The sequence below is a fragment of the Synechococcus sp. WH 8016 genome, assembly GCF_000230675.1.
GTDB lineage: Bacteria > Cyanobacteriota > Cyanobacteriia > PCC-6307 > Cyanobiaceae > Synechococcus_C.
Window position 1 is genome coordinate 311,413 of the sequence record NZ_AGIK01000002.1, and the last position, 13,986, is coordinate 325,398.

Below are 13,986 nucleotides of genomic sequence, written 5' to 3' on the forward strand. Positions count from 1 at the left end.
CCTTCTCATTCCGAATCTGAATGCGAATCGACAAACGCAGGAAGGGAAAGAACGTCACACCTCAAAGAACCGCTTTGGCCAAGCTGATCACCTAGGTTTCATCCGTCTGATTCATTTCGGATTGAGCAGCAACGTGCAACGCCCTGCCCGCAAACTGCGGGGTTACTTCCGCACATTGCGGCAATGCCGGCCGATTCAGCAAGCAAAATGACAAACGTGGGAAAGTGAAGAAACGCCAGATCTCACATCACCGCTTTGGCCAGGCTGATCAACTTACTTTCATGGCGTCCAGGCCATTCCGGATTTGGCAGCTACGTGCAACGCCTCGTCCCGGAACTGGATGGATGGCGGCTTCAGCTTGACGAAAACGGGAAAGGCATTCTCCTTCCACGTGAACAGTGGAGTTCGATCGCACCTCCACAAGCACCAAACTTTTTCATGCGCTTGCTGCAGAGCAATGCCATGGCACAACACGGTCTCAACCTGAAGGATGTCCTGCAAAGCAAGGTCGACATTGAGGATTTGGAGGTGATTTATTCACCTTTTTTCGAGGCTTTGCTCGGCTTCCCAGAGATTCCTCAGCTGATCACATGCCACGACCTCACTCCTCTCACCTTGCCGGCAAGTCGGAGAGCTTGGTTGAAATACCGGTTTTGGCAACCCAAACACCTCCATTGCGCTACGCGGGTGATTGCGATCAGCCGTCATGTGGCCAATCAACTCATCGCATTCGGCCTGCCCGGAGATCACATCAGCGTGGTCCCCAATGGAATTCGGATAGAGAGGCCAGCCTTAAGCGCCCCTACCAGCGAAGACCTCGTGGTGCTAGCTCGCCATGACGCCAACAAAAATCTGATTGCTCTGGTTCGAGCCCTCGCAACCGTACAAAAACGGCTCCCACACTGGCGTGGGGTGCTGCGAATCATCGGACGTAAGGGTAAATCCACGCCGATGATTCAACGCTACCAACGCGCTCTTCCTAGGCCCAACGGACTTGAGTGCATCCAATCCATGACGTCAGAGACTCTCATACAAACCCTGAGGGGCAGCTTGGCGCTGATTTCAGCCTCATTAAATGAGGGCTTCGACTACCCGGTCCTTGAAGCGAAAGCAGAAGGACTTCCAACCTTGATCAGCGCAATACCCGTCCATCAGGAATTTCATCAGGATTCGTCGTTATTTTTTCCAGCAGACGACGATGGAACAGTGCTGACGCAACAGCTATCTACGCTCCTTAACGATCGAGCTGGCTGGACACAACTCTCCACAGCCGGTCGGGTCTTAACTGAATCCCTATCCGTCCAACGGCAAGCAGAAAGCATCCGCCAACACATCTCGGAATTGGCTCGCTAGTTGTCAGCAACAAGCTGGGGCCTCATCTGCCTCCAAGAAGAGGTAAGGTCCGCGCATCTCATCGGTTGCATTGTGCGGGCTCCCCTTGCTGTTGGACTGACTCTCACCGTTGCCCTTGCCGCATGCGGGCAGAGCAAGACATCCGGCGCGACCTTCTTATCCATCAACACCGCAACAATCTCTCAGGGCAGCTTCAAACCCAGCATCAAAGCGATTAGCCCTCTTGAGTCCACCACCAACGTGACGCTCAGCCCTGAAACAGATGGCCGGGTGATCAAGAAACTGGTCAGGGAAGGAGATCAAGTTCAAGCAGGTCAGGTGATTCTTGTGCTCGACAACACGCAACTGAGCGCCAAGCTCGATGCTTCTAAATCACAAGCTCGTTATGACAAAGTCAATGCTGAAAGATACCAATTTCTTTATGAACAAGGAGCCGCATCAGCGAAACGTCGTGATGCTTACGCAACAAAAGCGATCACATCAAGAGATCAAGCCATCACTGACAAGGCCAACCTTAATTATAAGTTTGTGCGCTCTCCAATCAATGGAGTGATCGGTGACTTAGACACCGTAAAGATCGGTGATTACGTCAAAACCGGGGATGTTATTACAGGAATTGTGGACAACTCCACTCTCTGGACCTTGATAGAAATTCCAGCATCGCAGGGATCCCTGGTAAAAGTGGGGCAACCTGTGCAGCTTGAATCTCAATCCACCCCACCAGTTACTGGTGAAGGAACAATCACCTTTGTATCGCCTTACTATGCAATTCCAAAAGCCGGTAATCCTCCCAACACGCTAATGGTGAAGGCGGTTTTCCCCAACCTCACCGGACAATTAAAAACAGGTCAATATGTTGCGTCCGAAATCATTACCGGATCGAGTGAACAGTTAGCGGTACCGGTACAGGCCGTAATGATGCAAGCGCAGCAGCCGTTCGTTTATGAGGTGGTTCCCGTGAGCAAGGCGCTGCCGCAAATCAAACGCTCACCCAACGCAACAGCTCAAGCGTTGAAAAAACTGGAAAAGCTCCCAGGCAACACCCCGATCGTGCTGCAAACGAAGGTGCAACTGGGGGATCTGCAAAACAACCTGTATCCGGTGATATCCGGACTGAGAGCCGGGGCCAAAGTGGCGATTAGCAACACAAGTCGGCTACGCAGTGGAATGCCTGTGAACGTTTCAGCAGGAGCCAACTAAGCCGATGGCTTTCTCCGACAATTTCATCAAGCGACCGGTCCTGACGACGGTCTGCAGCATTTTAATTGTGCTCGTCGGGCTGATCTCGATCCCGATTCTGCCCATTGCCAACCTGCCAAACATTGCCAATCCTCTGATCCTGGTCAGTGCGACCTATGGAGGCGCCAATGCGGAGGTCACCGAGCAAGCGGTGACCAATCCCTTGGAGCAACAGATCAATGGCGTTCCCGGAGTGAGCTACATCTCCTCGAACACCGACATGACGGGCAACAGCACCATCAATGTCTATTTCGACCAAACAACAGACATTGATATCGATCAGGTGAATGTTCAGAACCGTGTGTCTCTGGCCAATCCCCAACTCCCAGACCAGGTGAAAGAAACAGGGGTCTCCGTAACGCAAAGCAACCCCTCCATCCTTCTTGCCTATGAGATCAGTTCCAGCGAAGGACAATTTGATGCTGCTTTTTTAAACGGACTCGTCTACGAACAGCTCTATTACCCGCTTTCGCGGGTGGAAGGCGTTGCCAATGTCACGATCTGGGGAGGTGCCAATCCTGCCTTCTGGCTGTTTGTTGATCCAAGCAAACTTGCAGCCAACAAACTCACATCTGAAGACGTGCTGAATGCAGTGCAGTCTCAAAACAGCGTGGCTGTTGGTGGCCTGGTTGGAGGACCTCCAGCCTCAGGCGACCAGGCCTACACCTATCCGATTGTGGTGGAGAACAACGGCAACCTGATTTCGATCGATGACTTCAACAACCTGATCCTCAGCCGCTCGCCCTCCGGCAATCTGCTCAAACTGAAGGATGTCGGCGAAGTCCGATACGGCAGCAACTCGTACTCAATACAGGTCGTTGATAAAAACGAAACTGAAGCGCTCACGATTGCTGTTTTCCAAACTCCTTCGAGCAATGCTCTTGATGTATCAGAAGGCGTTATTGATCAAATCAACCAGTTCAAAAGCACAGTGCCTCCTGGCGTCACGATTAATCAGATTTATGACATCGGCCAGTTCATCGAATCCTCCGTTAATGGCGTCATTGACGCGCTCGGACTGGCGATCGTATTGGTGTTAATCATCCTGTTTCTTTTCCTCCAGAACTGGCGCGCCACCGTCGTGCCCAGCCTCGCCATTCCGATTTCTCTGGTGGGAACATTCGCCTTCCTCAATGTCTTCGGGTTTTCGATCAATCAACTCACATTGCTGGGCCTTGTGCTGGCCACAGGCCTTGTTGTGGATGACGCCATCGTTGTGATCGAAGCGGTCTCCACCAACATCGACCAAGGAATGAAGCCCCGCGAAGCAGCACTGGCATGCATGGGCGAGCTCTTCGGTGCGCTGCTTGCCACCGCCCTCGTGCTGATGGCGGTGTTTGTTCCCGTTGCCTTTTATCCAGGTGGGATCGGGATCATCTACAAACAGTTCGCACTCACGATCGCCTTTTCGGTAGCCATCTCTGCATTTAATGCACTGACGTTTTCACCGATGCTCTCGGGTTTGATCCTTTCGCAGAAAAAACCACCGGAAGCGAAGGGTCGCAGTTGGATAGTGGTGGGAGTGATCGTGGGATTGGCCTTTGGCCGCTTCAGTGCTGCTTCCTTTGGCAACTGGACTTACGTCGCGGGCATCGTGATCGGTGCCCTCGCTGGATCGAACCTGCCGCTGATCTTCAAGGTGTTCAACCGCAATTTCGAGCGTCTTGAAAACACCTACTCCAGGCTTCTCAAACGGATGATCCAAGCCCGCCGGATCGTGCTGGCTGGATTGGTTGTAGGCATCGTGGCGACAGGTTTCGCTTTCACGACCCTGCCAACAGCCTTCATCCCCGATGAAGACCAAGGCTATGGAGTGGGAATTTTCCAACTTCAAAATGGGGCTTCCCTGGTGGAAACCAAAAAGCTTGGCAACCAAATCGCCAAGGTTCTCAGTGAAGAAGACGATGTCGCCAATGCCTCAATCATCAACGGCTACAGCTTCAATGGCTCCAGTCCTGATCAAGGTGTCTTTTTCTTTGGCCTCCAGCCCTTAGAGGAACGCAAAGGCGCTGAACACAGTTCCGATGCCATCGTCAAACGGCTCAATGCCAAATTAATTGAATTAAGCGACGGCCTCGCTAGGGCTTCAGGCCCACCAGCGGTGCCTGGCTTCTCCGCCCAAGGAGGATTCTACTTCCAATTCAATGACCTCAGCAACGGTGCCTACAGCTTCAACGAACTCTCCGATTTGGCGGGCCAACTGATCAAGACGGCTGATGCAAGCGGAGACTTTTCCAGCGTTTACACGCAGTTCACCCCAAGCGCTCCAGCGATCGGCCTCAACCTCAATCGCGAGGTGATGGGGGCTCTCAACGTCGACTTCAAAGAGGCGATGGACACGATTTCTGCGCTAGCTGGCAGTAGCTACTCCGGACTCACCTACGAGAGCGGACAAGTCCGCAGCATCTACGTGCAGGGAACGCCAAATCAACGGGAAAATATCGATGACATCCTTAGTTACTACGTTCGATCAAATGATGGCGAACTAGTCCAGGTGTCGCAATTTGCTGAAGCCGAGCTGAGCAGCGCCCCGCCTGTGATCAGCCATTACAACTTGAGCCGCACCGTGCTGATTCAGGGCGCGGAAGCGATTGGCAAGAGCAGCGGTCAGGCCCTGAGCAAAATCCAGCAATTGTTTAAAGCTGAGACTTACACCAACATTGGTTCTGCCTTTACCGGTCTGGCAGCGCTGCAGCTCTCCGCAGGCAACGCGAGCGTCCTGGTCTTTGGACTTGGGGTGCTGATTGTGTATCTCGTGCTTTCAGCCCAGTACGAGAGTTACATCACACCGATCATCATCCTGGCAACAGTGCCCCTGGCCATGCTTGGTGCCCTCGCCTTTCTTGCGATTCGCTCCATCGATTTGAACATCTATGCACAAATTGGCCTGGTTACCTTGATCGGCTTAGCAGCGAAGAATGGAATTTTGATCGTGGAGGTCGCCGAACAAAAACTTAAGGAGGGGAAAAGTAGCGTGATCGCCGTGATCGAATCAGCCGAATCGCGGCTTCGTCCCATCCTGATGACAGCGACGGCCGCGCTTGCCGGTTTCTTACCTCTCGTGGTCGCCAATGGTGCAGGAGCGAGTGCACAACAATCCCTTGGCACAGTGATTTTTGGTGGATTGGTTGTTGCCACCGTGCTCTCCTTGGGAGTGGTTCCCCCTGTTTATGTGCTGGTCAAAGATCTGGAGAGCAGGCTCTTGTCACCCAGCCAATGAACGCTCCTCTTGTTCCGATGCAGTCGCTCTGGACCTGGGAGTCCCATGACATTGGCTGGTCCGTGATGGGGGACCGCACAGCACCCGAAGCCGTGCTGTTGATTCATGGCTTTGGCGCAAATACGAATCATTGGCGCTTTAACCAACCCGTACTCGCCGAGCAAGTTCCCACCTATGCCATCGATCTGCTCGGTTTCGGCAGAAGTGATCAGCCGCAGGCACAACTGAGGGATGAACTCGCCTCTCATAACAGCGTTCACTACGGGTTTGATCTATGGGCTCAACAAGTGGCCGATTTTTGTCACGACGTGATTGATCGCCCCGTGGTTTTGGTTGGCAACTCCATTGGTGGCGTTGTAGCGCTCAGAGCCGCTCAACTTCTTGGGGAGGAACGCTGCAAACAAGTGGTATTAATCGACTGCGCTCAGCGGCTAATGGACGACAAACAATTAGCAACACAGCCAGCCTGGATGGCCTGGATTCGCCCTCTGCTTAAAACCCTGGTGAGTCAACGCTGGCTGAGCACAGCGCTGTTCCGCAATGCGGCCCGCCCCACTCTTATTCGTTCCGTGCTTAAACAGGCTTATCCGAGTGGTCAGAATGTGGACGATGACTTGGTGTCTCTCTTACTGGAGCCCAGCCAACGCAAAGGAGCTGCAGAAGCATTTCGCGGCTTCATCAACCTTTTCAATGATCACTTAGCTCCAGACCTGCTCAATAATTTGTCAGTGCCAGTGCACATGATCTGGGGCAAAAATGACCCATGGGAGCCGGTAGGGGAAGCTGAAAACTGGAAGCATCGATTTGATTGCATTCAATCATTATTGGTGATCCCCAATGCTGGACATTGCCCGCACGACGAATCACCAACTGATGTCAATGAACGTTTACTCCTAATCCTCAATCAGCAAGCAACGTAGGCTTCAACTTGATCGCTGAGGCGACGCAAACCGGCCAAACCATCACGCTCCAAATTGCGCACGCGGTCACGACTAATGCCAATGATGCGGCCAATGCCCGTGAGGCTCATCGGCTCTTCCCCGTCCATCCCGTAGCGCATTCGCAACACTTTGCCCTGTAATTCAGGCAGCTGGCTCAACAGATCACGCAGATCTCCCTTCAAGCATTCGCCTTCAACCTGTTCAGATGGCAGCTCACCATCACCAGCCAGCAGCTCCAGCAGTTCGGTGTCATCGCCATCTCCCACCTTCATCTCCAAGCTCACAGGCTGGCGGGCACGGCACATCAAATCCTTCACTTCCTCTTCTGGAAGTTCCACAAACGAGGCCAGTTCCGTCACCGAGGGGGTGCGGCCCAGCTCTTGGCTTAATTCTCTCTGGCCTTTTTTCAGCTTGTTCAACATCTCGGTGATGTGAATCGGCAAGCGAATCGTTCGGCTCTTCTCCGCAATCGCACGGGTGATGCCCTGACGGATCCACCAATACGCATAGGTGCTGAACTTGTAGCCCCGGGTGGGATCAAATTTCTCCACACCACGCACCAAACCAATCGTTCCCTCCTGGATTAAATCCAGCAGTTCCATGTTCCGCTTGGTGTATTTCTTGGCGACGCTCACCACCAAGCGCAAATTGGCAGCCACCATCCGCTCTTTGGCGCGCCGGCCCGCCTGCAGCTTGCGCTTGAGTTGCGCTGCACTCACACCAGCCGCTTTGGCCACTTCTTCTCGGGCTACCTGGTCTTCGCCACGCTGGTCCTTTAATTCCGCTTCCAACGCCTCGAGATCCATCAGCTCCTGCACCTGACGGCCCAGCGTGATCTCCTGCTGGTGACTCAACAACGGCACTCGGCCGATGTCTCGCAAATACGAACGGACTAAGTCGACTTCAGCGCCAGAGGCGCGACCGGTGGAGGCAGATGCGGGGCGGGAAGCAACAGCAGCAGCAGGAGCCATGACGCTTCATTGAGTTCTGTAAAGAGTAACCCTAAGAAACGTAAACGAACTCTCAGAAAGCGAGCGAAGCGAGTAAATGAGTAGAAATACTCGTGGCATCGAGCAACTGGGGTGCATGGAGCAGCAACCACTCCGCTGTTTTCAGATAAATGAACACGCCCGCTACGTCTGTGGCTGTGGTGATGAAGGGGGCTGACATCAGGGCGGGGTCGAGGCCCATGCGGTTGAACAGCAACGGCAAGGCAGCACCAGCCGTGGCGGCCAAGGTGGTAATCGCCAACAAACTGATGCCAACCGCCATCCCCACAAGCGGACCATCGCCACGCCACCAAGCGAATGGCACCACCACCAAAAGCATCAGAAGGCCCAGCAAGGCACCGGCGAGCGCCTCCCTCACAACCGCACGCCACGGGCCCAAGGGTTGAATCCGTTGGGTGCTCAGTCCACGAATGACCACCGTGGAGCTCTGGGCACCCACGTTTCCACCGGTCCCAATCAATAAAGGAATAAAGGCCGCAAGCATCACCACCTCACGCAGCACCGCATCGTTCATCGCGATCACCTGGGTTGTGAAGCCGTTCGCAATCACCAGAACCGCAAGCCACACCACGCGACGACGCGCCACGGTGAACAAATTGCTCTGAAAATAATCATCCTCATCACCGGCCTCCACCGCACCAGCGGCGTAGAGGTCACGGGTGGCTTCCTGCTCGATCACGTCGATGACGTCATCCACCGTGACGATCCCCACGAGACGACGTTCCCGGTCCACAACAGGCACGGCCAGGAAGTCGTAACGCTGAATCGCTCGGGCCACCTCCTCTTGATCGGTGTCGGTGCCAACGCTCACCACTTCCCGCGTCATCACATCACCAATGCAATCGCTGGGGTCAGCCGTCACCAAATCTCGCAACGACAAAATTCCGGTGAGGTGTCGCTGCCCATCCGTGACATAGAGGCTGTAAATCGTTTCGGTTTCTCGTGCACGGCGGCGAACGATGCTGAGAGCTTGCGAAGCGGTTTGAAATTCCTTGAGATCGATGTATTCCGTTGTCATCAAACGGCCAGCCGTTTCCGGGGCATAACCAAGCAACTGGGCGGTCACACGCCGCTCGGCAGGACTGAGCTCCACCAAAAGACGGCGAACCACCTTGGCCGGGAGCTCATCAAGCAGGCGCACCCGGTCATCGGGTGACATCTCTTCCACGAGCTCCAGCACTTCGTTGGAACGCAGCCGCTCCAACAAGCTCTGCTGAATGGCTGGCTCAAGGTATTCGTACACCTCAATCGCTTCGTCCTTGCCGAGCAGGCGAAAGGCCAGTGCCTGAAGCGTTCTTGGAAGGCAGCCAACAGCTTCTGCCACATCGACAGGCTGAACCGGTGCCAACAGCAACTTGACGCCGTCGTAATTGCCAACGGACAACATCGACTCCAGTTGCTGAGCGACAACCTCAGCCACCAAATCATTCGTGACGCTCACACCACTGCGGCCGTGGGCTTCTTCCATGCTTTCCGCCCAGCCCCTCCGATTCTAAGTGGGTCTGTAGCCGGTTATCGTCGGCGCCGATTGCACCCTCCATCGTTATGGCTCCCAACATCAGCAACGTGTCCGTCAACACCCCTGACGGCGCCAACAAATCACTCGGCTCTTATTCCGGCAAGGTGCTGTTAATTGTGAACGTGGCGAGCCGCTGCGGCTTCACTCGCCAATACAGCGGCCTTCAAGCGTTGCAAGACAGCTATGGCGCTCAAGGGCTGCAGGTTTTGGGCTTCCCCTGCAACGATTTTGGTGCACAAGAGCCCGGGTCCTTAGAGGAGATCAAAAGCTTTTGCTCCACTACCTATAACGCCAGCTTTGAGCTGTTCGACAAAGTGCATGCCACCGGTAGCACCACGGAGCCATACACCACCCTCAACAAAACAGAGCCAGCAGGCGATGTGGCTTGGAACTTTGAAAAGTTCCTCGTCGGCAAAGACGGCACGGTGATCGCGCGATTCAAGAGCGGCATTGAGCCCGATTCCGATGAACTAAAAACTGCTATCGAAGCCGCCCTTAACGCCTAACCAAGCTCCGGCCAGCGACGACACCCAGGGCTGCGGCACCTAGCCCCAGCCCCAGGGTCATTCCGATGAGTCCAAGAGCAGCCAACCAGTCGCCTTGAGCGATGAAGACCACGCAGTCCACCATCCAACTACTGAAGGTGGTGAGCGAACCGCAGAAACCAATACCGATCAACAGCTGACGTTTCGGACGGAGAGGAAGCCCCACCAGCCAACCCAAAATGAACGCACCGAGCACGTTCACAATCACGTTGTTGTCGTGCAGATGAGCCCCGACCTGCCAACGCATGACAGCGCCAGGAACGGCACCGAGAGCAACGAGCAACAGTTCGCTCAGGTCTTTCCTCAAGCTGAGCTGATGCGTGGTGGCATCGATGTTGGTGGTGGTGGAAGAAGGCTGCGGCATCAGAGACCTCCTTCGGCCAAGCCAAGCCCATAGCCAAGGCCAGCCGCAACCAAGCCACCCAGGATCGAACCCACGCCGAGCAGCAGCGCTTCCAGCCAATGCCTCTGCTTGAGGGTGTTGAGCAACTCAACAGCAAAGGTGGAAAACGTACTGAGGCTGCCGAAGAAGCCCACTCCAACCAACAAGCTCAGCCCTGCAAGACCTTTAGACGTTGCACAGGGATCATTCACTTGCAGGCCAAGCACCAGACCGAGGGCAAAGGCGGCAACGAGATTGACGGCAAAGGTTCCCCAATGCTTGCGGGGAACCATCGGCTCAAAGTGATTGACAATCCGTAGACGCAGCCACGCACCAGGAATGGCGCCAATCCCCACGAGCACCACCTGACCTGCCGTGAAGGCTTCAGCCATGCACCCAACCCCGAATCGACTGAAAGCCAGCTGGCAAACCCTGGCTTGAAGACACCTGAACTTGAATCCAATCGCGGCCGTCGTCTCCCCGCCAGTGGCGCAACATCTGGAGAGGAGTGCCTAACTCCAGGCGGCGCAGCGCTGGAGCTTCCACCAAAGGGCTGGAGCGCAACACACAGCTATCACCGCTGAGCAGGGGGCCTTTGCCCTCCTGCCGGCGCAAGGGGGGAAGCCGCCTCTGAGCACCACCTGCGGGCAAGGCCGCAGGTGCCATCAAGGCCACGCCAAGCAGCCAACTCCAACGCAACACAACCGCTGGCGACATGCGCATCAGATGTCGAGGGAGGCCATGTCCAAATCGGCGCTATGGGTTTCGATGAATTCACGACGAGGCGCCACTTTGTCGCCCATCAGGATCGTGAAGATGCGATCCGCCTCCAGCGCGTCTTGCACTTCCACCCGCTTCATCATGCGCGTGGAGGGATCCATCGTGGTTTCCCACAATTGCTTCGGCATCATTTCACCAAGACCCTTAAACCGCTGAATGTTGTAGTTGGCTTTCTCACCAAATCCAGCCAATGTTGTTTGCAATTGCTGCTCGTTGTAGCAATAGGTGTGATTTTTACCGCGCTCCACTTTGTACAACGGAGGGCAGGCGATATAGATATACCCACCTTCAACCAACTCCTTTTGATAGCGATAAAAGAAGGTAAGGATCAGAGTTCGAATGTGCGCCCCATCCACATCCGCATCGGTCATGATCACAACCCGATGATAGCGGAGATTTTTAACATCAAAATCTTCACCCTTAATCCCTAAGCCAAGGGCTGTAATCAGAGCTTGAATCTCAGTATTTTTATAAATCTTGGCGTCGTCCGTTTTCTCGATATTGAGAATTTTTCCGCGCAAGGGAAGAATCGCCTGAAAACGGCGGTCGCGGCCTTGCTTGGCAGAGCCACCAGCGGAATCTCCCTCCACGATGTAGATCTCAGATTCAGAAGGGTCTCGCGTGCTGCAATCGGCCAACTTGCCAGGCAGTGTGGAACTCTCCAGCACGCTTTTGCGGCGCACCAGCTCACGGGCCCGGCGAGCTGCTTCCGCCGCATTAAAGGCCTGGATCGCTTTCTCCAGGATCATGTCGATCACGCCTGGATTGAATTCCAGGTACTGGCTCAGCGACTCTCCAACCAAGCTGTCAACAATGCCGCGAACCTCGGTATTCCCCAGCTTCGTTTTTGTTTGGCCTTCAAACTCAGGCTCGGGGACCTTCACCGAAAGGACAGCCGTAAGACCTTCTCGAATGTTTTCCCCAGCCAGATTTGAATCAGAGTCTTTGCGTTTGCCCCGTTTCTTCGCAAACGTATTCAGGGTGCGTGTAAGAACGGTTTTTAAACCTTCTATATGCGTGCCGCCATCCACCGTGCGGATGTTGTTGGCGAAACCCAGAATGCTGTCGGAATAGGCATCGACGCACCACTGCAGTGCCGCTTCCACCGAGACACCATCTTTTTCCGAGTTCACATAAATAATTTCTGGATGCAGAGGATCTTTCTCCGCATTCATATAGGCAACGTATTCCTTAATTCCACCTTCGTAGAAATACAGCTCTTCACGGGGCTGGCCCTCTGAATCCCGGGCAGCCTGTCGTTCATCGCGAAACACGATGCGCACACCACCATTCAAATAAGCCAGCTCACGCAAACGGGCCGAGAGCGTGGAGTAATCAAACTCAATGCCGACCGTGAAAATCTCGTGGTCGGGCTTGAAGCACACGCTGGTGCCAGTGACCCCTTTTTCTTCAGCAGGCTGGGGCTCTGAAACAAGGCTGCCGATGGCGGCACCGCGCTCGAAGCGCTGGCGATGCACCTGGCCTTGGCGGCGCACGGTGACTTCAACCCACTCGCTCAGGGCATTAACGACGGAGACACCAACACCATGCAAACCACCCGAAACCTTGTAGCCACCAGCTCCAAACTTGCCACCGGCGTGCAACACCGTGAGCACGGTTTCCAGGGCGCTTTTCCCTGTGCGGGGATGAACATCCGTGGGGATTCCGCGGCCGTTATCACTCACAAACGCTGAGCCGTCTTCTCCGAGAACAACCGTGATCTCGTTGCAATGCCCAGCCAGGGCCTCATCCACGGCATTGTCCACCACCTCGTACACCAGGTGATGCAGCCCTCGCGGACCGGTGGTACCGATGTACATTCCCGGGCGCTTACGCACCGGCTCCAGGCCTTCAAGAACCTGAATTTGTTCAGCGCCGTAGGCAGCTTGAACTTTTGCGGCTTCGCTCATGCGCTCGTCGTAGGCCCAGCCACCTTTTCATCCTCAACTTACCACCGGTATCCCAGAGGCGCTCGTAGAAGCCTCTGACGCGTCATTTTTAAAGGGGATGCACCCGTCGTTTCTTCGATGAATCAGATCAGCCCTGAATTCGGGACCCCATCCAAGCTTGCGACGAACGCAGAGGCTCCCCTTGTGGTGGCCCTGGTGGGCCCAACGGCGAGCGGCAAAACCGCGCTCGCGCTGGAGATTGCTGAGCACTTCCAGCTCGAGATCCTCAACATCGATTCTCGCCAGCTCTATCGAGAGATGGATATCGGCACGGCCAAACCCACGGCCGAGCAGCAACGGCGCGTGACCCATCACCTCCTGAACCTGCGTTCCCCGAATCAACCGATCACCCTTCAAGAGTTTCAGCAGGAAGCCGCTGCGGCCGTGAACCAAGTTCTCCAGGATCGAGGCGTGGCCTTTCTGGCCGGAGGCAGCGGCCTGTATCTGAAGGCCCTCACCCAGGGATTGCAGCCTCCGGCGGTGCCTCCTCAAGCCGAGCTACGCCGCCAACTCCAGGCACTAGGGCAAACGCGCTGCCATCAACTCCTCCAACAGGCCGACCCCCAAGCCGCCGCCAAGATCGCCCCCGCAGACGCGGTTCGCACCCAACGCGCTCTGGAGGTGCTCTACGCCAGCGGCAAACCGATGAGCAAGCAACAGTCGAGCAATCCGCCGCCCTGGCGCGTACTGGAGCTTGGACTCAACCCCGTGGAGCTGCGATCGCGCATCGCCCAACGAACCCAACAGATTTATCAGGAGGGCTTGATCGAAGAAACGAAGCAGCTGAGCCAGCGCTACGGCCCTGACCTCCCGATGCTGAAAACGATCGGCTATGGCGAAGCTCTCGAGGTGCTGCAAGGAGGCCTGAGCGAAGCGCAAGCCATCGCCATCACCACCAAGCGCACCCAGCAATTCGCCAAGCGTCAACGCACCTGGTTCCGCCGCCAACACAGCCCCCACTGGCTCACAGGTCAGGATGCGCTCAGCGAAGCAATAAGCCTGATCGAAGCAGGTCTAGGCTGAAGAACAATCTCTGCTGAGCAACGCT

The 13,986-nt window shown here is 55.3% G+C and carries 12 protein-coding genes; 6 read left to right on the forward strand and 6 right to left on the reverse strand.

Going from position 1 to position 13,986, the window contains the following annotated elements:
• Positions 1 to 315 precede the first annotated feature (315 nt).
• From SYN8016DRAFT_RS08375 to SYN8016DRAFT_RS08390, 4 genes are all read left to right on the forward strand, one after another.
• On the forward strand, positions 316 to 1,353 hold the full coding sequence (locus tag SYN8016DRAFT_RS08375; protein ID WP_006853927.1) for a glycosyltransferase: 1,038 nt from the start codon (positions 316 to 318) through the stop codon (positions 1,351 to 1,353).
• Between the two features lie 72 nt (positions 1,354 to 1,425).
• Entirely contained in the window at positions 1,426 to 2,553 is a 1,128-nt protein-coding gene (locus SYN8016DRAFT_RS08380) for an efflux RND transporter periplasmic adaptor subunit (protein WP_006853928.1), read from the forward strand.
• Positions 2,554 to 2,557: 4 nt separating this feature from the next.
• Positions 2,558 to 5,812 carry an efflux RND transporter permease subunit gene (locus tag SYN8016DRAFT_RS08385; RefSeq protein WP_006853929.1) on the forward strand — a complete coding sequence of 1,085 codons (3,255 nt, stop codon included), beginning with the start codon at positions 2,558 to 2,560 and terminating at the stop codon, positions 5,810 to 5,812.
• Positions 5,809 to 6,732: an alpha/beta fold hydrolase gene (locus SYN8016DRAFT_RS08390; RefSeq protein ID WP_006853930.1), complete on the forward strand. Its 924-nt coding sequence runs from the start codon at positions 5,809 to 5,811 to the stop codon at positions 6,730 to 6,732. Before SYN8016DRAFT_RS08385 ends, SYN8016DRAFT_RS08390 begins: the two co-directional genes overlap by 4 nt.
• Here the strand turns inward: SYN8016DRAFT_RS08390 and SYN8016DRAFT_RS08395 are convergent.
• Together SYN8016DRAFT_RS08395 and mgtE are read right to left on the reverse strand one after the other, a co-directional pair.
• Entirely contained in the window at positions 6,717 to 7,724 is a 1,008-nt protein-coding gene (locus tag SYN8016DRAFT_RS08395; RefSeq protein ID WP_006853931.1) for an RpoD/SigA family RNA polymerase sigma factor, read from the reverse strand. The two genes, SYN8016DRAFT_RS08390 and SYN8016DRAFT_RS08395, sit on opposite strands and share 16 nt — an antisense overlap.
• 52 nt (positions 7,725 to 7,776) lie before the next feature.
• Positions 7,777 to 9,231, reverse strand: a complete 1,455-nt coding sequence (mgtE, locus tag SYN8016DRAFT_RS08400; RefSeq protein WP_006853932.1) for a magnesium transporter — start codon at positions 9,229 to 9,231, stop codon at positions 7,777 to 7,779.
• Positions 9,232 to 9,308: 77 nt separating this feature from the next.
• On the opposite strand from mgtE, the gene SYN8016DRAFT_RS08405 reads away from it, so the two are divergent.
• On the forward strand, positions 9,309 to 9,788 hold the full coding sequence (locus SYN8016DRAFT_RS08405) for a glutathione peroxidase (RefSeq protein WP_006853933.1): 480 nt from the start codon (positions 9,309 to 9,311) through the stop codon (positions 9,786 to 9,788).
• Here SYN8016DRAFT_RS08405 and SYN8016DRAFT_RS08410 read toward each other — a convergent pair.
• The 4 genes from SYN8016DRAFT_RS08410 to gyrB are packed head-to-tail and all read right to left on the reverse strand — an operon-like array spanning position 9,778 to position 12,899.
• Complete coding sequence (locus tag SYN8016DRAFT_RS08410; protein ID WP_006853934.1) at positions 9,778 to 10,191, reverse strand: CrcB family protein; 414 nt, start codon at positions 10,189 to 10,191, stop codon at positions 9,778 to 9,780. The genes SYN8016DRAFT_RS08405 and SYN8016DRAFT_RS08410 overlap by 11 nt on opposite strands.
• Entirely contained in the window at positions 10,191 to 10,601 is a 411-nt protein-coding gene (locus SYN8016DRAFT_RS08415) for a CrcB family protein (protein WP_006853935.1), read from the reverse strand. The genes SYN8016DRAFT_RS08410 and SYN8016DRAFT_RS08415 overlap by 1 nt, the downstream gene beginning before the upstream one ends.
• Positions 10,594 to 10,932 (reverse strand): SH3 domain-containing protein, encoded by a 339-nt coding sequence (locus SYN8016DRAFT_RS08420; RefSeq protein ID WP_006853936.1) that lies wholly within the window; start codon positions 10,930 to 10,932, stop codon positions 10,594 to 10,596. Before SYN8016DRAFT_RS08420 ends, SYN8016DRAFT_RS08415 begins: the two co-directional genes overlap by 8 nt.
• The gene (gene gyrB / locus SYN8016DRAFT_RS08425; RefSeq protein WP_006853937.1) at positions 10,932 to 12,899 is read right to left on the reverse strand and encodes a DNA topoisomerase (ATP-hydrolyzing) subunit B; all 1,968 of its coding nucleotides are present in this window, start codon (positions 12,897 to 12,899) and stop codon (positions 10,932 to 10,934) included. The genes SYN8016DRAFT_RS08420 and gyrB overlap by 1 nt, the downstream gene beginning before the upstream one ends.
• A 117-nt stretch (positions 12,900 to 13,016) precedes the next feature.
• On the opposite strand from gyrB, the gene miaA reads away from it, so the two are divergent.
• Positions 13,017 to 13,961, forward strand: coding sequence for a tRNA (adenosine(37)-N6)-dimethylallyltransferase MiaA (miaA, locus tag SYN8016DRAFT_RS08430; RefSeq protein ID WP_006853938.1), 945 nt, complete (start codon positions 13,017 to 13,019; stop codon positions 13,959 to 13,961).
• The last annotated feature ends 25 nt before the right edge of the window (positions 13,962 to 13,986 follow it).

Excerpts from the sequence above, each read along its gene's own strand:
- SYN8016DRAFT_RS08385 (WP_006853929.1), top strand. The coding sequence starts at position 2,558 with ATGGCTTTCTCCGACAATTTCATCAAGCGACCGGTCCTGACGACGGTC.
- SYN8016DRAFT_RS08390 (WP_006853930.1), top strand. The coding sequence starts at position 5,809 with ATGAACGCTCCTCTTGTTCCGATGCAGTCGCTCTGGACCTGGGAGTCC.
- SYN8016DRAFT_RS08395 (WP_006853931.1), bottom strand. The coding sequence starts at position 7,724 with ATGGCTCCTGCTGCTGCTGTTGCTTCCCGCCCCGCATCTGCCTCCACC.
- mgtE (WP_006853932.1), bottom strand. The coding sequence starts at position 9,231 with ATGGAAGAAGCCCACGGCCGCAGTGGTGTGAGCGTCACGAATGATTTG.
- SYN8016DRAFT_RS08405 (WP_006853933.1), top strand. The coding sequence starts at position 9,309 with ATGGCTCCCAACATCAGCAACGTGTCCGTCAACACCCCTGACGGCGCC.
- SYN8016DRAFT_RS08410 (WP_006853934.1), bottom strand. The coding sequence starts at position 10,191 with ATGCCGCAGCCTTCTTCCACCACCACCAACATCGATGCCACCACGCAT.
- SYN8016DRAFT_RS08415 (WP_006853935.1), bottom strand. The coding sequence starts at position 10,601 with ATGGCTGAAGCCTTCACGGCAGGTCAGGTGGTGCTCGTGGGGATTGGC.
- SYN8016DRAFT_RS08420 (WP_006853936.1), bottom strand. The coding sequence starts at position 10,932 with ATGCGCATGTCGCCAGCGGTTGTGTTGCGTTGGAGTTGGCTGCTTGGC.
- gyrB (WP_006853937.1), bottom strand. The coding sequence starts at position 12,899 with ATGAGCGAAGCCGCAAAAGTTCAAGCTGCCTACGGCGCTGAACAAATT.
- miaA (WP_006853938.1), top strand. The coding sequence starts at position 13,017 with ATGAATCAGATCAGCCCTGAATTCGGGACCCCATCCAAGCTTGCGACG.